The organism is Plantactinospora sp. WMMB334 (assembly GCF_049179095.1).
Classification (GTDB): Bacteria; Actinomycetota; Actinomycetes; order Mycobacteriales; family Micromonosporaceae; genus Plantactinospora.
In genome coordinates, this window is the sequence record NZ_JBMHME010000002.1 from 8339692 (window position 1) to 8360414 (window position 20723).

The 20723-nt window shown below is 70.7% G+C and carries 18 protein-coding genes, 1 tRNA gene and 1 pseudogene; 12 read left to right on the plus strand and 8 right to left on the minus strand.

Annotated features, from left to right (window positions below):
* Window positions 1–289: 289 nt before the first annotated feature.
* From ACN27G_RS36300 to ACN27G_RS36310, 3 genes are all read right to left on the minus strand, one after another.
* The gene (locus ACN27G_RS36300; protein WP_421497116.1) at window positions 290–1711 is read right to left on the minus strand and encodes an ABC1 kinase family protein; all 1422 of its coding nucleotides are present in this window, start codon (window positions 1709–1711) and stop codon (window positions 290–292) included.
* Window positions 1712–1830: 119 nt separating this feature from the next.
* Window positions 1831–2940, minus strand: coding sequence for a hypothetical protein (locus ACN27G_RS36305; RefSeq protein ID WP_421497117.1), 1110 nt, complete (start codon window positions 2938–2940; stop codon window positions 1831–1833).
* 225 nt (window positions 2941–3165) lie between these two features.
* Window positions 3166–3333, minus strand: coding sequence for a DUF5679 domain-containing protein (locus ACN27G_RS36310; protein WP_165436864.1), 168 nt, complete (start codon window positions 3331–3333; stop codon window positions 3166–3168).
* Between the two features lie 515 nt (window positions 3334–3848).
* Here ACN27G_RS36310 and ACN27G_RS36315 point away from each other — a divergent pair.
* On the plus strand, window positions 3849–4379 hold the full coding sequence (locus ACN27G_RS36315; RefSeq protein WP_421497118.1) for a M48 family metallopeptidase: 531 nt from the start codon (window positions 3849–3851) through the stop codon (window positions 4377–4379).
* 53 nt (window positions 4380–4432) lie between these two features.
* On the plus strand, window positions 4433–5056 hold the full coding sequence (locus tag ACN27G_RS36320; RefSeq protein WP_421497119.1) for a hypothetical protein: 624 nt from the start codon (window positions 4433–4435) through the stop codon (window positions 5054–5056).
* A 102-nt stretch (window positions 5057–5158) separates the two neighbouring features.
* Here ACN27G_RS36320 and ACN27G_RS36325 read toward each other — a convergent pair whose 3' ends face one another.
* Complete coding sequence (locus ACN27G_RS36325) at window positions 5159–6400, minus strand: zinc-dependent metalloprotease (protein ID WP_421497607.1); 1242 nt, start codon at window positions 6398–6400, stop codon at window positions 5159–5161.
* A gap of 182 nt (window positions 6401–6582) precedes the next feature.
* On the opposite strand from ACN27G_RS36325, the gene ACN27G_RS36330 reads away from it, so the two are divergent.
* The 7 genes and pseudogenes from ACN27G_RS36330 (at window position 6583) to ACN27G_RS36360 (ending at window position 13797) form a co-directional block, all read left to right on the plus strand.
* Complete coding sequence (locus ACN27G_RS36330; protein ID WP_421497120.1) at window positions 6583–7599, plus strand: PDZ domain-containing protein; 1017 nt, start codon at window positions 6583–6585, stop codon at window positions 7597–7599.
* Between the two features lie 147 nt (window positions 7600–7746).
* Complete coding sequence (locus ACN27G_RS36335) at window positions 7747–10755, plus strand: UPF0182 family protein (RefSeq protein WP_421497121.1); 3009 nt, start codon at window positions 7747–7749, stop codon at window positions 10753–10755.
* 106 nt (window positions 10756–10861) lie between these two features.
* A tRNA-Met gene (locus tag ACN27G_RS36340) sits at window positions 10862–10935 on the plus strand.
* A gap of 178 nt (window positions 10936–11113) precedes the next feature.
* Window positions 11114–11209: pseudogene (locus tag ACN27G_RS36345) on the plus strand (IS5/IS1182 family transposase); the annotation flags it as partial.
* A 130-nt stretch (window positions 11210–11339) separates the two neighbouring features.
* Window positions 11340–11978, plus strand: coding sequence for a TetR/AcrR family transcriptional regulator (locus tag ACN27G_RS36350; RefSeq protein ID WP_421497122.1), 639 nt, complete (start codon window positions 11340–11342; stop codon window positions 11976–11978).
* A gap of 241 nt (window positions 11979–12219) precedes the next feature.
* Complete coding sequence (locus ACN27G_RS36355) at window positions 12220–12471, plus strand: ferredoxin (protein ID WP_421497123.1); 252 nt, start codon at window positions 12220–12222, stop codon at window positions 12469–12471.
* Between the two features lie 81 nt (window positions 12472–12552).
* Entirely contained in the window at window positions 12553–13797 is a 1245-nt protein-coding gene (locus ACN27G_RS36360) for an alpha/beta hydrolase family protein (protein ID WP_421497124.1), read from the plus strand.
* Window positions 13798–14686: 889 nt separating this feature from the next.
* On the opposite strand, the gene ACN27G_RS36365 is transcribed toward ACN27G_RS36360, so the two are convergent.
* Window positions 14687–14815, minus strand: coding sequence for a hypothetical protein (locus ACN27G_RS36365; protein WP_421497125.1), 129 nt, complete (start codon window positions 14813–14815; stop codon window positions 14687–14689).
* Window positions 14816–15144: 329 nt separating this feature from the next.
* On the opposite strand from ACN27G_RS36365, the gene ACN27G_RS36370 reads away from it, so the two are divergent.
* On the plus strand, window positions 15145–15639 hold the full coding sequence (locus ACN27G_RS36370; RefSeq protein WP_421497126.1) for a DUF1772 domain-containing protein: 495 nt from the start codon (window positions 15145–15147) through the stop codon (window positions 15637–15639).
* Between the two features lie 68 nt (window positions 15640–15707).
* Window positions 15708–15953: a hypothetical protein gene (locus tag ACN27G_RS36375; RefSeq protein WP_421497127.1), complete on the plus strand. Its 246-nt coding sequence runs from the start codon at window positions 15708–15710 to the stop codon at window positions 15951–15953.
* Window positions 15954–16007: 54 nt separating this feature from the next.
* Here ACN27G_RS36375 and ACN27G_RS36380 read toward each other — a convergent pair whose 3' ends face one another.
* A complete protein-coding gene (locus ACN27G_RS36380; protein WP_421497128.1) occupies window positions 16008–17336 on the minus strand; it encodes an ABC transporter substrate-binding protein in 1329 nt (442 codons plus the stop codon).
* Window positions 17337–17527: 191 nt separating this feature from the next.
* On the opposite strand from ACN27G_RS36380, the gene ACN27G_RS36385 reads away from it, so the two are divergent.
* Entirely contained in the window at window positions 17528–18358 is an 831-nt protein-coding gene (locus ACN27G_RS36385) for a phosphoribosylaminoimidazolesuccinocarboxamide synthase (protein WP_421497129.1), read from the plus strand.
* A gap of 26 nt (window positions 18359–18384) precedes the next feature.
* Here ACN27G_RS36385 and ACN27G_RS36390 read toward each other — a convergent pair whose 3' ends face one another.
* On the minus strand, window positions 18385–19518 hold the full coding sequence (locus tag ACN27G_RS36390; protein WP_421497130.1) for a glycosyltransferase: 1134 nt from the start codon (window positions 19516–19518) through the stop codon (window positions 18385–18387).
* A complete protein-coding gene (locus ACN27G_RS36395; protein WP_421497131.1) occupies window positions 19515–20690 on the minus strand; it encodes a glycosyltransferase family 4 protein in 1176 nt (391 codons plus the stop codon). Before ACN27G_RS36395 ends, ACN27G_RS36390 begins: the two co-directional genes overlap by 4 nt.
* Window positions 20691–20723: the final 33 nt, after the last annotated feature.

Genomic DNA, 20723 nt, shown 5'->3' on the forward strand with positions numbered 1-20723 from the left:
CCGAGACGGAGCCACCAAGATGCATCTCATCCACGAAGCGTTGTCCCGGGCACGAATGCGGATGCCTCAGGCCGGTCGCAGCACCACGAGCACTGAGGCAACCCGATCCGCCCGCATGATCGCGCTGGAGGCCCGCCGCCGGGCCGCCCGCGAACTGGGCAGCATCTGATCCGTCCGGCGTACGCCGGAGGAACGTAACCGAATCTGAGATCCCGTCCGGGCCGGTCGTCGGCGAGGGGTGACACCCCGCCAACGGCCGGCCCGGCGCCGTAGCGGTGGGTGGCCCTGCTCAGGCCACCGGGGCGAAGCCGGGCAGCCAGCGCTCCACGATGCCCCGGTAGGGGGCCTTCGCCTCCAGTTGGCAGAGCACCCCGATCGAACCGAGGGTCACCCGGTGGATCAGCAGGTACGACGGCGGCAGATTGAGCTGCCGGGAGAGCTGGTACGCCGGGGAGCGCGGGTTGCCGAGCCTGGTCGCCTCGACGCGCAACCACGCCCGGGTGAAACGGAACTCCTCGACGGAGAGGGGTTGCAGGATCGGCATCAGGAAGTCGAGTACCGCCTGCGCGTCGAGCGAGAAATCGGCCCGGATGAACCCCTCCTCGCGCAGGCCGACCACGACCGCCTCGGCCTCGCCGGCCAGGGCGAGCCGGACCAGCCGGCCGATCGGCTCCGGGTGCCCGCCGGGCAGCCGGGCCACCGCGCCGAAGTCGACGACGCCGAGCCGCCCGTCCGGCAACAGCCGGAAGTTGCCGGGATGCGGGTCGGCGTGCAGCAGCCCGGCGCGCATCGGCGCCGAGAAGTGCAGGGTGGCCATCAGTCGACCGGCCAGGTTCCGCTCCTCCTCGGTGCCGGAGTCGATGATCGCCGACAGCGGCTTGCCCTCGACCCAGTCCGTGACCAGCACCTGGGGGGTGGCCGCGACCACCTCGGGCACGAAGATCTCCGGATCGCCGGCGTACGCGGCGGCGAACGCCCGCTGCGACTCCGCCTCCAGCTCGTAGTCGAGTTCCTCGCTGATCCGGTCGCGTAACTCGCTGAGCAGCGGCTTGATGTCCAGGCCGGGCTGGATCGCCCGGAACATGGCGCCGAGCCGGGAGAGCTGCTTCAGGTCGGAGAGCAGCGCCGGTCCGGCGCCCGGGTACTGCACCTTGACCGCCACCGGACGCCCTGCCGGAGCGGTCGCGCCGGCCCGGGCCACCGCCCCGGCACCGGCTCCCGACCTGGTGGCGGCCCCTGCCCTGGTGCCGCGCCGCCGGCCGTTCGGCGGCGGGTCGACCTTCCAGATCGCCCGGTGCACCTGGCCGATGCTTGCCGCGGCGGCCGGCTTGTCGTCGAACTCCAGGAAGTACGACCGCCAGTCCGGCCCGAGTTGCTCCGCGAGCACCTTGTGCACGCTCGCCGCCGGCAGCGGCGGAGCCGCCTCCTGGAGCTTGGTCAACGCCTGCCGGTAGGGCGCGGCGATCTCCTCGGGCAGGGCCGCCTCGAAGACCGACAGTGCCTGCCCGAACTTCATCGCCCCACCCTTGAGCTGGCCGAGCACGCTGAAGAGTTGCTCGGCGGTGCGTTGCTGGATCTCGTTGGAGATCACGTCGGAGGCGAGTCCGGTGACCCGCTTGCCCACGCCGAGCACGGTCCGGCCGGCGAAGCCGAGCGGAAGAGCGGCGAGCTTGGCGGTCCGGGAGACGGCCCGGCGCGGGATGTCGGTCACCAGATCATTGTTACCGACTCGGCGGGGCGAAGTCGGCCGTCAGCGGGTGGCACCGACCACCCCGCCGGAAAGGAAGGGCCCCCTCTTATCGTTTTTTGTATAAGAAGGGGCCCTTCCTATCACCTCGTCCCGGGGATCTGGTTCGGGGGGCCGGGCGGGGTGGCTGTGCCCCGGCGCCGCCGTTGTCCGGTGCAGTCGCACCGGGGGTGCGGTGGCCAGCTCCGGCGGCGGAGGCGGCCGGCGGCGGTCACCTCGACCGCACCGCCCACCGTCTCCGGCGTACCGCCGTCGAGGAAGGCGAGGACCTCGCTCACCGCGTACCCGACGGCGGTGATGAGGGTCGCGGTCAGGCAGGGTTCCGGGCCGTCGAGGTCGGCGAGCTGGGCGGCAAGGCCCGGCCAGCCCGGGTCGCGGTCCTGACGGTGCAGGTCGACGCAGTTGAGGCAGGGCGAGCCGGCGGCCCGGACCAGGGGCCCGACCACCGGGGTTCCGTCGCGCAGGGTGAGCAGCAGGTGCGCCTGGCGGTGCCGGGCGTACCCGGCGGCGAGCAGGCCGGCAGGGCGGTCCGTACCCACCTGGAGCACCAGGTCGGCGCGGCCGCGCCGGACGGGCCGGGTGGCGGTGCCGGGTGCGGACCGGGCGATCGCGTCCGTGACCGCGGCGGCGCACGGCCGGCGTACGTCGGTGGCGAGCAGTCCGCCGCCGGCCACGGTGTCCGCCGGCCCGACCCGGCCGCGTAGATCCGGATGCACCTGGCCGACGCCGGCCTGGGCCAGGGCCACCGCCACCGGAGCGGCGAGCCGGCCCTGACCGGTCACCACGACCCGGGCGGCGGCCCGACGGCGGAGCAGCTGGGCCGGGGTGCCGGGCGCGTCCCGGCCGTGCAGGGCGAGCGCCGCCGCCTCGGCGGCGAGCCGCTGCCGGGCCGGCTCGGGCAGGTCGGTGGGGAGCAGGGTCTGCGCGGCGACCACCAGGCCGGCGGCCCGCAGGGTGTCGATAAGCGTCCGGGCGTCGTCGCGGGTCACGTCCACCGTGACCGCGTGGTCCAGGACGGCCCGTTCGCTGCGGCTGCCGTCGAGCAGGTCGAGCAGCCGGGCGGCGGCCGGATTCGCGACCTCGAGCAGGACGGCGCGCCGGGGATCGAGGCCGAGTTGCAGCGTGTGCCGGTCGCGCCAGAGTCGGATGAGGCCGGGCAGCAGGGTGGGGCGGGGCAGCACGGTTCTGGTCATGGCGCAACAGGCTGTCACCGTCCAGGTGCGGACCGGTCAGCGTTTTCCACAGCCGGTACGCGCGATGCACTGCTCTATCCACAGGATCCACGGCGTTATCCACAACTGGCGGGTAACTTCTGTCGCGGCCCGGACATCACGCCGGGTGTCCGTAGCCCGACAGGAAAGCGGGAAGGGGCGGCGCCCCGGCCACCCCTTCCCGCAGTTCCGCGTGCTGCTCGACGGTCAGACCTTGGCCTTGCCGAGGATTCGGTTGACGGTCGTGCCGCAGACCGGGCACTTGCCCTTGGCCATGTTCATCCCCGTCTTGGAAACCTCGACGTTGCCCTCGAAGTCACGCTTCTCCTTGCACTTCACGCAGTACCCGTTGTAGGTCTGGGCCTTCTCGGCCACGGTGCCCTCCTCGTCTCTTCCGCCGGCTCTCGCGAGCCTGGCGTGCGCCCGGCGGCGGGCGGCCATGTTAGGGCGCCAGCGCTGGGATTCTCCGCGGTCACCACTGTGACCGCCGGTCCGCGGACCCTACCCAGTTCCGGGCAGTTCCATGTCAGCGATCTGTCGACACTGTGAGGAAGCCGACGCCCAGAGTGTGCATGCCGGAATAGGTCGGATAAGTCAGTTTCGCAGGGACACGCCGGATGAACTGCGTCAGATCGCTGATCGGGGGCGTCTGGCGGTGGTGGCAGATGATCGTTTACCGTTGCCTCCGGTGCCCGGCTCCGCGTGACCGAGAAGTCCCGGCGGCGGCGGACGCGACGGTGTAGACGATCACCGCAATGAATTTTTTCCGGACGGGTCACCGCCAACCGGTATTTTTCCGGCGGCTATCTGCGGGTTGACTCTTGCGGTGACCTGGTCACTACGCATTAGTTTTCCTTCGTGAACGAAACCCGGGGCTGCGCGGACCGCTAATGGCGGGGTTGCGGAAGCCGGTCGTGGAGGTACGGCGCAGCCAGCGCCGGCGCCGGACGGTGTCCGCGTACCGGGACGGCGAGCGGGTCGTGGTACTCATCCCCGACCAGTTCTCCCGCGCCGAGGAGAGCGAGTGGGTGGACCGGATGCTCGCCCGGCTCGCGGCCCGGGAGGAGCGGCTCGGCCGTTCCGACGCGGAGCTGTTGCTCCGGTCCCGGCGACTCATCGACCGTTACCTGAGCGAGCACGGCGCCGCGGCCGTGCCGGCCAGCGTCCGGTGGGTGACGAACCAGAACGGCCGCTGGGGATCCTGCACCCCGGCCGACCGGACCATCCGCATCTCGCACCGGATCCAGGAGATGCCGGAGTGGGTGATCGACTACGTGCTGCTGCACGAGCTGGCCCACCTGGTGGTGCCGAGCCACAACGCCCGGTTCTGGGCGCTGGTCGGGCGCTATCCGAAGACGGAGCGGGCCCGGGGCTACCTGGAGGGGATCGCCGCCGCCGCCGGGATCGTCCTGCCGGAGTGAGCCCCGGCGACCCGTCGGTCCCACCCGGCGTCCGAGGTCGGTAGGGTCGGCGGGTGACCCGCCGTGTGATCGTGGTGATGCTCGGAGCCGTCGCGTGGGCGCCGCCCGGTGCCGACCCGGCCCGCTGGCGCTCCGCGCTCGCCGAGGACGTGGTCGACCTGGTCGCCACCCTGGCCGAGGTGGAGCCGGCGATCGCCGCGGCCGGGGCCGACCGCCCGCTGGCGGACGCGATCGCCTGGCCCGGCATGCCCGTGTACGACCTGCCGGCCGCCCGGGCCGGCGAGGCGCCGGCCAACCGGGTGGGCGCCGCGCTGGACGCCGCCGCCCGGGACGGCTACGACCAGGCCGCCCTGCTCGTCGCCGACGCGCCGGACCTGCCCGGCCTGATCCTCGGCAAGCTGTTCCGGCCGCTGACCAGCCGGGGCGTCGCGGTCGCCCCCGCGACGAATCCCGGCCCCGGGCTGCTCGGGCTGGCCGCCCGACTACCCGCACCGGACTGGCTGCCCGAGCTCGACATGGACACCGCCGACGCAGCCCTGATCCGGCGTGCCGCACCCCGCCCGGCCGAGGTGGCGGTCACCCCGGGATGGCGGCGGCTGCGGACGCCGGCCGACCTCGCGACGCTCGACCCGGCCCTGGAGGGCTGGGACGCCACCCGGGTACTGCTCGGCAGTTGACCATCCGGCTGCTCGGCGGCCCACTCGTCCCGCTCCCGCGGTGGCCCGCTCGTCCCGCTCCCGCGGTGGCCCGCTCGTCCCGCGACCCGCTCGTTCGGTGGCCTACTCCTCCGGTCTGCCGGAGCCGGGTCCCTCCTCGGGGCGGCGGGGGTCGGAGCTGCCCTCGGGGCGGTCGGGGTCGGACGCGTCCTCGGGCCCGCCGAAGTCGAAGTCGTCGAGGTCGCCGAGGTCGAGCTGGGACCGGGCGAAGGCATCCGGATCGGCGAAATCCGCCTCGGCGGGGAGCAGGTCCGGGTGCCCCCAGAGCGCGTCCCGGCCGGCGATGCCCCGGTGCTCGGTGAGTGCCGCCCAGAGCGCCGCGGCCTCGCGCAGCCGGCGGGGACGCAGCTCCAGGCCGACCAGGGCGGCGAAGGTCTGCTCGGCCGGGCCACCGGCGGCCCGGCGACGGCGGAACGCCTCGCCGAGCCGGTTCACGTTCGGCAGCCGCTCGGCGGCGGCGGTGTCCACCACGTGGCACACCCAGCCCTCGACCAGGGCCAGCGTGGTCTCCAGCCGGCTCAGCGACGCCTTCTGCGCCGGGGTGTCCTCCGGGGTGAAGATGCCCTCCAGCGCCAGCTCCTGCATCGACTCCGGGTTGGTCGGGTCGATCCGGCCCATCGCCTCCTCGATCGCCTCACGGTTCACCGTGATGCCGGTGGCGTACATCTCCACGCTGGTGAGCACGTGGCCGCGCAGCCAGGGCACGTGCTGGAAGAGACGCTGGTGTGCGGCCTCGCGCAGGGCCACGTAGAGGCGTACCTCGTCCTCGGGGAGTTCGAGACCGTCGCCGTACGCCCGGATGTTCGCCGGCAGCAGCGCGGCGGTGCCGGCCGGGCCGAGCGGCAGGCCGATGTCGCCGGCCGAGAGCACCTCGGCGGCGAGCGAGCCGAGCGCCTGCCCGAGCTGGCCGCCGAAGAGGGCGCCGCCGAGCGTGGAGATCATGGACTGCATCGGGCCGAGCTGTGCCCGGGCCTCCGGCGGCACCAGGTCGCCCATCGCGGCCACCATCCGGCCGGCGACCGGGTCGCAGAGCTTCTTCCAGACGTCCAGTGTCTTGTAGATCCACTCGTTCCGGTTCCATGCCACGGAGGTGCGGATCCCGGAGGGGTGTGCCGAGGTCGGGTCGAGCCAGAGGTCGGCCAGCCGGAGCGACTCCTCCACGGCGTTGCGCTCGTACGGCGTCACGGCCGGGTCGCCGGCCGAGGAGAGCTGGCTGGCGGCGACCTGGCGGGCCAGATCCCAGTTGACCGGACCGCTGCCCGGCGCGGCGAGCAGTTGCTGCAGTTGCGCCATGAACTGCTGCATCTGCTGCGGGTCGTTGGGGTCGGGCGGCTGGCCACCCGGCAGGGCGAAGCCGAACGGAATATCAGGCACCCGTCCACGGTACGCGGGCCGGGGGGTGCGCTGCCCGCCCAGGTGTCACGCCGTGGGCGAACTCGGGGTTCGGGGGACGGTCGGGCAGCGGTGCCCGGGTACGCTCGGCGGCTATGAGACGTCGCGGGGTCACGGTACTGCTCGGCGCGGTGGTCACCGCACTGCTCAGCATCGGCGTACTCGCCGCACCCATCCCGTACGTGGTGCTCGGCCCCGGGCCGACGGTGGACACCCTGGGCCGGCACGACGACAAGGACGTCATCCAGGTCTCCGGCGAGGAGACCTCGACGTCGGCCGGAGAGTTGCGGCTCACCACGGTCGGCGTGCAGCCCGACGTCAAACTGCTCACCGCGATCGCCGGCTGGGTCTCGTCGGACGAGGCCGTGGTGCCGTACGAGCTGATCTACCCGCCGGGTCAGACGCAGCAGCAGGTGGAGGAGCGCAACGCCGAGGACTTCGCCGCGTCGCAGACCAGCGCCGAGACGGCGGCGCTGCGCGAGCTCGGCTATCCGATCCAGGTCGTGGTCAAGAACGTCTCGGCGGGCGCCCCGGCGGAGGGGATCCTCAGGGTCGGCGACGTGATCACCTCGGTCGACGGCAAGCCGGTGCCCGCCGCGAGCAGCGTCACCCAACTGGTGCAGGCCCGGCCGGCCGGCTCCCCGCTCTCGATCGGCTACACCCGGGACGGCAGGCCGACGACCGCGACCGTCGTCAGCGCCGCCACCGACAACAACCCGCCCCGGATCGGGGTGGAGATCGAGCAGCGACAGCCGCACCCGTTCGAGCTGAAGATCGACCTGAACGACATCGGCGGGCCGAGCGCCGGCCTGATGTTCGCACTCGGCATAGTCGACAAGCTCAGGAGCGAGGATCTGACCGGCGGAAAGATCATTGCCGGCACCGGCACGATCAACGATCTGGGCGAGGTGGGGCCGATCGGCGGGATTCCGCAGAAACTGGTGGGCGCGAAGAACGCGGGCGCGAAATATTTTCTCGTGCCGGCCGGCAACTGCGCGGAGGCGGTCCAGAATGCCCAACCGGGTCTGCCGATGGCCCGGGTCGGCACTCTCGGCGAGGCGCTGAGCGCGCTGGAGACGATCCGCGCCGGGGGTCGGCCGCCGGCCTGCTGACCGGGCCGCCGCGTCGGCCGCTCACCGCCCGGGCGCCGGCCCGCTCGCCGCCCCCACGGGGGGACCGATCGGACTCAGGAACACCCCGTAGTCTAGGTGCTCTGATCAGAGCCGGTCACTTCCGAGCGTGCGGAGCCAACAGTGGTCATGCGTAGCAGCCCCCTACCAAGAATGAGTCGACGTGGTCGCGCCACGGTCGGCGTACTCCTCGGGGTGTTCCTGCTCCTCACCCTGCTGGGCTGGGGCGTCCAGGCGTGGACGGACTGGCTCTGGTTCGAGGAGGTCGACTACACCCGGGTCTTCAGCGGTGTGCTGGTGACCCGGATCCTGCTCTTCGTCATCATCGGCCTGGGCATGGCCCTGCTGGTCGCCGGCAACATGTGGCTCGCCTACCGGCTGCGGCCGGTGCTCCGGCCGAATTCGCCGGAACAGATCACGCTGGAGCGTTACCGTTCCGTGCTGGCACCCCGGATCGGCACCTGGCTGGTGGCGATCGGGCTGATCGTCGGACTCTTCGCCGGCCTTTCCGCGCAGACCCGGTGGGGCCAGTGGATGCTCTTCCGCAACTCGCAGAGCTTCGGCATCGAGGATCCGGAATTCAAGATCGATATCGGCTTCTACGTCTTCGAGTTCCCGTTCCTGCGCTATCTGCTCGGGGTCGGCTTCACCGCCGTGGTGCTCGCCGTGATCGGCTCGCTCGCGATGCACTACGTCTTCGGCGGGGTGCGGTTGCAGGGCGTGGGCGACCGGATGACCGCCGCCGCGCGGGCCCACCTGACCACGCTGGTCGCGGTCTTCGTCCTGCTCAAGGCCCTGGCGTACGTGCTCGACCGGCGGGCGATGCTGCTGGAGTTCAACGAGGGCGTCAACCTCTACGGTGCCGGCTACGCCGACATCAACGCGCTGCTGCCGGCCAAGGAGATCCTGGCCTACATCTCGGTGGTGGTCGCGCTGGCGATCATCATCTTCTCCAACGCCGTCATCCGGAATCTGGTCTGGCCCGGCATCTCGCTGGCCCTGCTCGGCATCTCGGCGGTGGCGATCGGCGGCATCTACCCCTGGGCGGTGCAGACCTTCGAGGTCAAGCCGAGCGTGCGGGACAAGGAGGCGGAATACATCGCGCGGAGCATCACGGCCACCCGGGACGCCTTCGGGCTCGCCGGCACCGTGATGGCGCCGTACGGCGCGGAGAACCTGCGGCCGCCGGAGTCGCTGGCCACCGACACCTCGGTGGTGCCGAACATCCGGCTGCTCGACCCGCAGCTCGTCTCCGAGACCTACACCCAGCTCCAGCAGGTCCGCGGCTTCTACGACTTCGGCCCGAAGCTCGACATCGACCGCTACCAGGTCGGCGGGGAGACCCAGGACTACGTCGTCGGGATGCGCGAGATCAACTATCTGGAGCTGACCGCGCAGCAGAGCAACTGGATCAACCGGCACACGGTCTTCACCCACGGGTACGGCCTGGTCGGCGCGCCCGCCAACCGGGTGGTCTGCGGCGGGCAGCCGTACTTCGTCTCCGGCTTCCTCGGCGAGCGGACCGAGGAGGGCTGCGCCTCGGGCACCGAGGCGATCCCCGCCACCCAGCCGCGGATCTACTACGGCGAGCAGATGGACGGCAGCGACTACGCGATCGTCGGGCAGCCGGAGGGGAACAACCCGGTCGAGTTCGACCGGCCGACCGGCCAGGGCGGCGAGCAGTACTACACCTACACCGGCTCCGGCGGGGTGGAGATCGGCTCGTTCGGCCGCCGGCTGCTCTACGCGATCAAGGAGCAGGAGCCGAACTTCGTGCTCTCCGGTGCGGTCAACGACGACTCCAAGCTGCTCTACATCCGTAACCCCCGGGAGCGGGTGGAGAAGGTGGCGCCGTTCCTGACCCTGGACGGCGACCCCTACCCGGCGGTGATCGGCGGGCGGGTCCAGTGGATCGTCGACGGCTACACCACGGCGGCCACCTACCCCTACGCGGAGCAGGTCAACCTCCAGGAGCAGACCGCCGACGAGCTGACCGGGCTCGGCACCTTCGAACTCGCCCGGGAGAACGTCAACTACATCCGCAACTCGGTGAAGGCGACGGTCGACGCGTACGACGGCACGGTCACGCTCTACCAGTTCGACGACGCCGACCCGGTGCTGAAGGCGTGGAACAAGGCGTTCGGCGGCGACCTGGTGAAGCCGAAGTCGGAGATCCCGGCCGAGCTCGCGGAACACTTCCGCTACCCGGCCGACCTGTTCAAGGTGCAGCGCAACCTGCTGGCGCGATTCCATGTGACGGACGCGTCGGAGTTCTTCTCCGGACAGGACTTCTGGGAGGTGCCGAACGTCCCGGACGCGCCGGACACCGGCCAGAAGCAGCCGCCGTACTACCTCTACACCCAGTTCCCGGGTCAGGACACGCCCCGCTTCCAGCTCACCGCGGCGGTCACCCCGGCCGGTCGGCAGAACCTCGCCGCGCTGATCAGCGGGTCGTACCTGAACGGCCAGCCCCGGCTGGAGGTGCTGGAGCTGCCCGACCAGACGGCGGTCTCCGGGCCGGTGCAGGTGCACCAGAAGATGACAAACGACGGTGACATCCGGCAGCAGCTCAACCTGCTCACCTCGAACCAGGCGCAGGTGCAGTACGGCAACCTGCTCTCGCTGCCGTTCGGCGACGGGATGCTCTACGTCGAGCCGGTGTACGTGAAGAGCAACCAGCAGAACGCCTATCCGCTGCTGCAACGGGTGCTGATCTCGTACGGTGACGGTGGCCAGTACGTCGTCCTGGCCAACAGCCTCGAAGAGGGCATCAAGCAACTCGTCGAGCAGGGCAAGCAGGCGGCGCCGACCACGCCGACGCCGCCACCCCCGCCGGAGGGGGGCGGCACCAACCCGACACCCACGCCGACGGCACCGCCGACGACGGCGCCGCCGGCCCCCGGCGGGCAGCTGACCCCGGAACTCTCCGCCGCCGCGACCAAGGTGCAGGCCGCGATCGAGGAGGTCCGGGCGGCCCAGGCATCCGGCGACTTCGAGCGGTACGGCCAGGCGCTGAAGGCGCTCGACGCGGCGATGAGCGAGTTCCAGGCGGCCCAGCGGGCGGCGGGTACCAACCCGTCACCGGGTGCGGGCGGCGGCGCCACCCCGAACCCGCCACCGGCCTCCCCGAGCGGCTGACCAGCCCGTCCGCGTGCCTCCCGGCGGCGGCGATGTGGCCGCCGCCGGGTAGTTCGCCCCCCGTTTTGCAGGGGCCGGGCCGGGTGCGCTAGTGTTAACGAGTCGACGCGGGGTGGAGCAGCTCGGTAGCTCGCTGGGCTCATAACCCAGAGGTCGCAGGTTCAAATCCTGTCCCCGCTACGGAGATGAGGCCCTGACCAGCTGAAAAACTGGTCAGGGCCTCATAGTCATCTATGGGCGTTTGAATCCTCCCCCGAAAACCCCCTGCAAACGCCCGGACGCGATCAGATTCGACGCGTCGTGCTTGACGGGATCGCTAGGCGGCCCGCGGCTTCCCGGGATCGTGTTTCAGCCGTCCGCCGGGATCATCGACTCCCATAGCGTCAAGGCCGCCGACACCGTCGGCCGCGACAGCCGAGGCTACGACGCCGGTGAGCAAACTCAGGCGAGACGTTTTCGCCCGTTGGCGGCGTTGTCGCGGGATGCCTGACCCCTGTGACCCGCGTAGGGCGAAACGGCCGTCGTGTGACGGAAGTGAGTCGTCGGTCGCGTAGGTTCGCAGGACCGATGCGAGGAGGCGAGTGGTGGGCGATGCGGTCAGCAGGCCGGCGGGGACGCGACGCCGGGGTGCGGCCCTGGAGGAGGTCATCCTGGAGGCGGCATGGGAGGAACTCAAGGAGGTCGGCTTCGCGAATCTGACGGTGGCGAATGTCGCAGTGCGAGCGCGGACGGGTAAGCAGGTGCTGTACCGGCGTTGGCCGAACCGCGCGTGGCTGGCGTTGGCCGCCATCAACCACCACGCCGAGCCGCCGTTGGCGGTACCAGAGGACACCGGGTCGCTGCGGGGCGACATCCTGGCCCTGCTGGACGTGGCGGCCCGGCGGCTTGATGGTTTCGACCCGAGTCTGCTGCGCACGATCCTCGCGGAGGAGGACGGGGCGCAGGACGGCCCGTCCTCCTCCGCCGTGGCCCACCTGATAGCCGCGGGTCCCCTGGTAAAGGTGCTGATTCAGCGGGCCGTGGCACGTGGCGAGTTGAGCGACGCGCCGATTCCGGAGCGGGTGCTGGATGTGGTGGCGACCCTGGGGCGGCACGAGTTCATGATCGCGGCACGGCCGGACGACGGGTCCAGCGTCGCCGACGTGCTGCGCAGGCCGTTCACCGAGATGGTCGACCAGGTGATCCTGCCACTTCTGCTCGCCTACGCCCCACCCACAGAATAAGAGACTTGCGTTCCTTGGAGCTCTACTCTACTCTCAAGTAAGAGACTGTAGTTTCTTGTATGAGGCAAGGCTCGCCATGGAATTCCCGCAACACCGCGTCTGCCCGTTCGCCTCGCCCGACGACTACCGCGAGCTGCGCGCGCCGCCGCCGTGACCGGCGGACCGGGCACCTGATCGGGCTCATCGTCGGCGTGCCGGCGGCCGTCGACGGGCCCGCCGTCGCCCAGGAGTCCGCGACCATATGGGGCTTCACGTGCAGGTGGACGAATGCCGCTGTGTGGCGACGAGCCAGTGCGTCGTGGCGGCGCCGGACGTCGTCGATCGGTGCGACGAGGGCGGCATCGTCACGGTCCTGCAGTCGGCGTCGGGTCCGGCCCACCACGACGCGGTCCGGGAGGCCGCGGCCCCGTCCCCGTCTGCGGCGATCGCACTGACAGGTGCCGGCAACCATGGGCAGTCCATGCGGATGGGCCGATGGCGCCTACGACCATAAGGAATGCCGAGGATGAGATCTGAGAGTTGCTACAAGCGTACTTCGATATCCTGGCGGTAGAGATTCAAGGGAGATCCGAAAGTGTCCCACGAAGAACAAGAACTCAAGTTGACCGACCGTGGATCGCAGAGCACTTTCATCGACGAGGAGGATCTGGATTTCATGTTCCAGTTCTTCCTGGCTTTCCAGCAGTATGGCGGCGCTTCGCTTGGTGAGATGTTCAACGTCTCTCGCCGGATAGACCCGACAGACCCGGCGAGCTGGGAAGCGGAATTCGTAAAAGAGGCCCAACGGGTTGAAGCAATTGCTGAGGGCTGCCTGGAAAAGGGGCATCGGGTAAGCGCCAGCGATGCGTTCCTGCGTGCTCACACCCTCTATAGGGCGGCCTACGTCGCCGTGACTCCCGGAGCACCGAATTTCGTGCCCGTCTATCGAAAGTCGGTGGAGTGCTTCGAGAAGTCCATGAAGCTGAAGCCCTTCCCTGTCGAGTTTTTCGACATCCCCGACAATGGCTTCAAGTTCCACAGCTGCCTCGTGAAGCCCGACAACAGTGGCAAGAGAAGGCCCACCGTCATGGTGATCTGCGGCGGAGAATCGCACCTGGAGGACCATTACTTCATGTTGGCGAAGGGTGCCATTGAAAGGGGCTACAATGCCTTTCTGTGGGAAGGCCCGTATGATGTGAACAACAGGCACTACAATCCCACCTGGACGGCCAGGACCTATGACGGGCCCAAGTTTACGGGAACCTACCGGAAGGCATTCGACACCCTGGCCGCCCGCCCTGATGTCGATCCCGATCGCATCGTTCTGACTGGTGACAGTTATGGCGGCGCCAAGTCGTTGGTGATCGCTACTGCGGAAGACCGTTTTGCGGCGGTAATTCCCAATTCACCAATGGTCTCTCAGTCGCGAGTCCTCCTGAGTACTCCACTGCCTAAAGCTTATGGAGGCACCCCGGAAGAGTCGGCGGCACTGCAGGCAAGGCTCCCGTTCTCCTCTCGTGTGACGCTGCAACGAGTGACCTGGGCGCACGGCCTGGACAGCCTTACCGAGTGGATCCCGATCATGGAAAAGAACTTCATCATAGATCTACGAAAGATCGAAATGCCCTTCATGGCATTGTATTCGGAAAGCGAGGCGGGGGAACTCCAGAAGCAGGCCGAAGAAGCATATGAAGGTGTTGCCAGCAAGGTGAAGACCATCAGGATGACAAGCAAGGCGGAGGGCGCCGACTTCCATTGCCAGGCCAATAACCTTGCCTTGGCAAATCAGGTGAAGTTTGATTGGCTGGATGAGGTTCTGGGTTATGACGGCACGGTTTAGCCCAGGCGGTCTCGCTGTGCAGGTCCTTCCAGTCCGACCGCGCCCGCAGGCAGGCGGCCAGTTCCGCTGAGAGGCCCAGCCCTTCCGGACGGACCATGCCGACGATCTCGCGGCCGGGCCGGTCCCTCCGGGCGGGCGTCGCGCCCCAGGCCCAGACCGGGAAGGCGCCGTGGTCGAACGCGACGTCCAGCCGCCGTACGCCGGGCGGGCGGCCCCGCGGGCAGGAGAGCGCGTGCCGCCGGAACTCCTGCATCCCGCCACCACCCCGGCTCTTTCCGATCCCGGCTCTTTCCGAGCTCTGACACAGACCATCGACGGTGGATCCCGGTACCGGGATCCACCGCAGGTGTACGGTCGCGCTGCCGTCCAGCCACTCCTCGCCGACCATCGCCAGGGTGCCGGTGGCGAGGGCGTCCTTCAACTCGGTCGGCGCCATCAGCGGGCCGACGGTCGCCGGTCCGCTGCTCCCCTCGGCCGGCACCGGCGTGGCGATCGTGTCGGTCCACCACTTCTTCTTCGTGTGGTCGACGACGATCGCGTCGTCGCCGGAGCCCGTCTTGACGACGGTGTGCCTGCCGTCGGCGCTCTCCTCCTCGGCGCTCTCCTCCTCGGCGCGCTCCCGGCCGGTCCGGGCGTCGCCCCAGCGCTCGTTGGTCATGATTGTCTTCCCGCCGCCGTCCGCGTAGGTCGTCCGGGCGTGCTGGACGTAGTCGCCGAGGCTGCCCAGGGCAGTGGCGGTGCGGTCACTGACGAAGCTGACGGAGAGCATCTCCGCAGCGGTGCCCCTGCCGGACGGGTCCGTCGCCGGAGCGTCGGTCGGCGACAGGGCCAGGGAGGCGGCCACCGCGGCTGCGGCGACCACGGGTACGGCGCCGGCTATCCGGAGCCCTCAGGTCCGGCGGGCGTGCCGGCGGTGCAGGGTCGCGGTCAGGTTCGATGGTGCTGTCATCGTCTGTATCTCCTCGTCTAGTCGTACGGCGAGCTGCCGTCCCAGCCGGTCTTCTTCGCAAGAGGTCATCGCCGGACCCTCATCTCCTCGTGTTCGTCCATCTCTCCGAGCAGCTCACGGAGTCGGGCCAGGGCCCGGTACGTGTGCGACTTGACCGTCCCGGCCGAGCAGCCGACCAGCGCCGCATCGTGCGGAGCAGGGCGCTCTGCAACAGGTCCTCGGCATGACCGTGGTCACCGGTGAGGGGGTGCCATCCCCGCGCGACGGTCATCAGCTCTGGATCACATCCACATCCGAACGTCACATCTTCGCGAGCCGATGTCGGTTACGGTACGGATGCTGCCGGAGCGGGCGTGTCCGGCGCCGGAGTGCCGGCGAGACCGACGGGAGGCAGAAGATTGTTCACCGGAGCTGTGCTTGTCGTCGCCGCGTTGACCACCGGCCTCGTGGCCGGCGTGTTCCTGCTGTACGCGCACACGATCATGCCCGGGTTGGGCCGGACCGACGACCGCACCTTCGTCGGCGCGTTCCAGGCGATCGACCGGTCGATCGTCAACCCGTGGTTCCTGTTGTGCTTCTTCGGCGCGCTGATCCTCACGGGCGTGGCCGGCGCACTGCATCTGGAGGAGAGCGGGCGTGGCAGGCTGCCGTGGATCGTCGCGGCGTTCGCGCTCTACCTCATCGTCATGATCATCACCATGGCGGTGAACATGCCGCTCAACGACGCCATCAAAGCGGCCGGTGACCCGGACCGGATCGCCGACCTCGCCGAGGTGCGGCGCGCTTTCAGCGAGGCGCGGTGGCGGACGTGGAATCTCGTCCGGGTCGTCCTCGGCACCACCGCCTTCGGGCTCCTGCTCGTCGCGCTCGCCCTGCACGGCGGACACGACTGAGGGTCGGTCCGGGGCCGTGTCCGGCCGCGTTGCCGGCGGGACTTGCCCACAGCGTCGAGGATGTAGTCATGGAGATTTTCCGGAACTGGTGGGTCCGCCTGAGCGCAGTGCTCGGTACGGCGGCGTTGACAGTGTTCATACCGGCCATGGCCTGGGCGTCGACCGGCCCCGGCGAGATGGTGGTGGAGGCGGCCCGCCGCCGGACCCGGGGCAGCTTCGGGATCTGGGGGTTGGTCTGCTGCCTGATAGTGGTCGGCGTGATCGTGGCCGTCCTGGTGCTCGTGATGCGCAACCGCCGCTCGGGGCGGCGCTGATAGGAAGGGCCCCCGCATATCGTTTTCTGTTGTAGCGGGGGCCCTTCCTTGCACTCAGCTGGTGAGGGCGGCGTTTGCCTGGCTGATGAAGGACGCCGCCGCCGAGCGGGGTGACGCCCGGCCGAACTGCACGCTCTCCGCCGCCGTGATCAGCAACTGCTTGATCGCGGCGTGGCCCTTCGGGGGTGGTGCGGGAGCCGCGCCGAACTTGTCCGCCATGGCGGTCTCGAAGGCGACCGACTGCTTCATGCTCTCGTCGGTCAGCGACGCCTCCACCGTCCGCCGCACGTCGAGGTTGGCGCTGAGCCCGCGCTCGGTGCCGAGGATCTCGCCCGCCCTGGCGTCGTTGACCAAGAAGTCGATCACGTGCACCACGGTGTCGGGGTGCCGGGTGCCCCGGAAGGCGGCCCAGTAGAGCGAGGCCCGGGCCCAGTGCGCGGCCGGGTCGCCCGGGTAGCTGACCACCTTGAGGGTGTCCTTGCTGAGCTTCTGCAACTCCGGTAGCTGGTTGGACCAGACGAACGACGTCGCCGCCTTGCCGCTGGTCACCAACTGCTTGGTGACGTCGCCGCTGTTCGCCGGCTGGATCACCTTTGCCGGTGGCGCCGCGCCGCGCTGCCGCGCCCCGGCCCACAGCTCGAACCAGCGGGTGAGGTCGCTCTCGGTGAAGCCCACCTGGCGACCCCGGTAGAGCTCCTTGTCCTGCGAGCGCAGCCAGAGCCAGAACGCCTTGTAGTCGGCGGACGGGTCCATGGTGCCGAAGACCTTGCCGCCGCTGCGGTCGGTGATCTCGTCGGCCCAGTTCAGATAGTCCGAATAGGACATCCCGATCTGCGGCTCGGGCATGTCGAGCCGGTCGAGCAGGCTCTTGTTGTAGATCAGCCCGGGCGTGTTCTCCGCCGCCGCGGCGGCGACGGTGCGGCCGGTCACCTGGCTGGACTGGGCCAGGCCGGCCGGCAGCTTCCGCAGGTCCAGCAGGTCCTCCCGGACGTAGTCGGTCAGGTCCAGCAGGATCTCGCGCTGCGCGTACTCGGTGAGGTAGTTGTCGTCGATCTGGAAGATGTCCGGGGCGTTGCCGGCGGCGGCCTCGATCGAGAGCTTGTCGTAGTAGCCGGCGTTGCCCTGGTGGGTGAACTCGAAGGTGACATCGGGATAGCGCTGGGTGTAGAGCTCCAGCGCCTGCTTGGTCAGTTCGGCGCGCCGGTCGCCGCCCCACCAGAAGATGGAGAGTTGGACCTTGTCGTTCTCCGGGGCGGCGTCCTCGGCGGTGCAGGCGGAGAGGGCGGTGATGACGACGACGAGCAGGGCGGCACCCAGCCGCCAGCCGAGCCGGCCGGCCCGGGGACCGCGGCGGGTCGTGGGGGAGGGGAGGGGGAGGGGCACGACAACTCCTGACGGCACATGGTCAGCGGTGACGGCAACCGGACCATTTACACAGTCGCCCTCGGCGGGTGTCAACGTCCGTACCGGCAAGATCGTCCACTTCGCCGCCCGGAACGACCCGGGTGGCTCGCCGGCCTGGCCGGCCGGGCCGGGCCGGGGCCCTCGGCGGGGCCCGTGATGTACTTGCGCACGTGGAACTGCTGCATTCGGGCAAGGTCAGGGACGTCTACGCCGACGGCGACGATCTGGTCCTGGTCGCCTCAGACCGGGTCTCGGTCTACGACGTGGCGCTGCCGACCCCCATCCCGGACAAGGGCAAGCTGCTCACCGCGCTCTCGCTCTGGTGGTTCGAGCAACTCGCCGACCTGGTGCCGAACCACGTCATCTCGGCCACCGACGTACCCGCCGAGTTCGCCGGGCGGGCGATCCGGGTCCGGAGGCTGGAGATGATCCCGGTCGAGTGCGTCGCGCGGGGCTACCTGACCGGTTCCGGCATCAGGGAGTACGCGAGGACCGGCGCCGTCTGCGGCGTACCGCTGCCACCGGGGCTGGTGGAGGCGTCGATCCTGCCGGAGCCGATCTTCACGCCGACCACCAAGGCGCCGCAGGGCGAGCACGACGAGGCGATCACCTTCGACGACGTGGTGGCGAAGGTCGGCACCGAGACCGCCGAGCGGCTCCGCGACGTCACCCTGGGCGTCTACCGGCGCGGCGCCGAGATCGCCGCCGAGCGGGGCATCCTGGTCGCCGACACCAAGCTCGAGTTCGGCTGGGCGCCGGACGGCACGATGGTGCTCGGCGACGAGCTGCTCACCTCCGACTCGTCGCGGTTCTGGCCGGCCGACTCCTACCAGCCCGGCCGCGACCAGCTCTCGTTGAGCAAGCAGTTCGTCCGGGACTGGGCGGTCGGCACCGGCTGGGACCGGAGCGGCCCGGCACCCGAGATGCCGCCCGAGGCGGTCGAGGCCGCCCGCAACCGATACGTCGAGGTCTACGAACGGCTCACCGGCCGTCGCTGGTAGTCGGCGGCCCCGATGCTGCGGGGCGCCTACCGGGTGTCGTGCGACGGCACGCGTACCGGAAGGTCGTGCGCGGCGAGGAAGCCCGCCACCGCCGCCGACCACGGAAAGCGCTCGGCCTGCCGACGGGCCGCCGCCCGGCGTTCCGGCTCCGGCCGACCGGCCAGCTCCCGCACGGCGTCCGCGTAGGCCGGCCCCTCGCCCGGCGCGGCCAGCCCGGCCGCGCCGACCACCTCGGGCAGCGCGCTCTCCGCGCTCACCACCACCGGGGTGCCGCTGGCCAGCGCCTCCAGGGCGGCCAGGCCGAACGTCTCCACCGGCCCGGGTGCCAGCACCACGTCGGCGGTGGCGAGCAGCCCGGCCAGCAGGTCCCGGTCGGCGACGTAGCGCAGGAACCGGACCGGCAGGCCGTCCCGGGCGGCCGCCGCACGCAGCTTCTCCCGGCGCGGTCCGTCGCCGACCACGACCAGCACGGCGGGTACGCCCCGCGCCCGCAAGCCGGCCAGTGCGGCGAGCGACCGCTCGGGGCGTTTCTCCGGCGAGAGTCGGCCGCAGTGCAGCAGGAGTAACTCGTCGGGCTCGGCGTAGACGGAGCGCAGCCGGCGGTCGTGCCGGTGGGGGTGGAAGTGTCCGAGGTCGACCCCGAGCGGCACCTGGCTGAGGTTGGTGGTGCCGATCCGCCGGAACTCCGCCGCCGCCCACGAGGTGGTGCAGACGATCTGGTCGTGCCCGGCCGCGCTGCGCCGGTTGAGCCGGTCGGCGACCCGGCGGAGCTGATTGCCGGGGAGCAGCCGGAGCAGCCCGTCGAGGCTCTCGTGCGAGACCATCATGCTGCGTACGCCGTGCCGGCGGGCCCAGGCGCCGGTCCAGCGCAGGGTCGTGCGGTCGGAGATCTCCAGCCGGTCGGGACGCAGCTCGTGCAGCACGCGGGTGAGCCGGACACCGTCGACGAGCACCCGGTAGCCGCCCATCCAGGGCACGGCCGGGCTGGCCAGCGTGATCACCCGGCCCTGCTCGGTCTCCTCGTCGCTGTCCCGCCGGCCCGGCATCACCAGCACCGGCTCGTGCCCGGCGGCGGCGTACCCGGCGCCGAGCTGGCGCAGCGCGGTACGCAGTCCGCCGGAGCTCTCGGTGATGAAGTTGGCCAGCCGCACGATCCTCATGCCGCCGCCTGCCGGAGCCGGAAGAGCCGGCCCGACCGGGAGCCGCTGCCGACCACCGGGGCTTCGGCGAGCACCGCCGCATAGTGCCCGACCAACTCGTCGCCGATCGCGGCCCAGGTACGCCCGCGCACCTCGGCCCGCCCCGCCTGCCCGTACCCGGCCCGGCGCTCCGGGTCGGTGGCGAGTCCGGCGATCGCGGTGGTGAACGCTTCGGCGTCGTCGGGCGGGACGAGGTGACCGGTCTGCCCGTCCCGCACCAGGTCCAGCGGTCCACCGGCGGCCGGGGCCACCACCGGCAGGCCGCTGGCCATCGCCTCCTGCACCGCCTGGCCGAACGTCTCGTAGGGGCCGGTGTGCGCGAAGATGTCGAGGCTGGCGTAGATCCGGGCCAACTGCCGGCCGTGCCGGGGGCCGAGGAAGAGCGCGTTCGGCAGGGCCCGGCGCAGCGCCGCGGCGGCCGGTCCGTCGCCGACGACCACCACCCGGACCCCGGGCAGGCTGCTCGCCCCGGCCAGCAGGTCCACCCGCTTCTCCAGGGCCAGCCGGCCCACGTAGCCGACCAGCACCTCCCCGCCGGGCGCGAGTGCCCGGCGCAGCGCGGCACTCCGGTTGTCGGGGCGGAACCGATCGCTGTCCACGCCCCGCTGCCAGAGCCAGATCCGCTCGATGCCGTGCTCGTCGAGGGCGGCGGCGGTCGCGGTGGACGGGACCAGGGTGCGGCTCGCCGAGTTGTGTACCCGGCGCAGCCAGCGCCACGCCGTCGCCTCGGTCAGCCGGACCCCGTACGCGCGGGCGTAGGAGGCGACGTCGGTCTGGTAGACCGCGACCGACGGCAGCCCCAGGGTCCGGGCCACCGAGACGCCCCGGGCGCCGAGCACGAACGGGCTGGCCAGGTGCACGACCTCGGTGCCGTGCGCGCGCAGCGCCGCCGTCAGCTCCCGGCCGGGCAGGCCGAGCCGGAACTGCGGGTAGCCGGGCATCGGCACCGAGGGGAGCCGGACCACCGGATAGGGCAGCGCGCCGGTGGCGTCCCGGGTGCCGGAGGCCGGTTGCGGGGCGATCACCAGCGGTCGGTGACCGCGCCGTACCAGGTGCTCGGCGACCCGGACGACGGAGTTCGCCACTCCGTTGACGTCCGGCGGAAACGACTCCGTGACGATCGCGATCCGCATGCGCCCACCGTCGTGCAGGTCCCCACCGTCCAG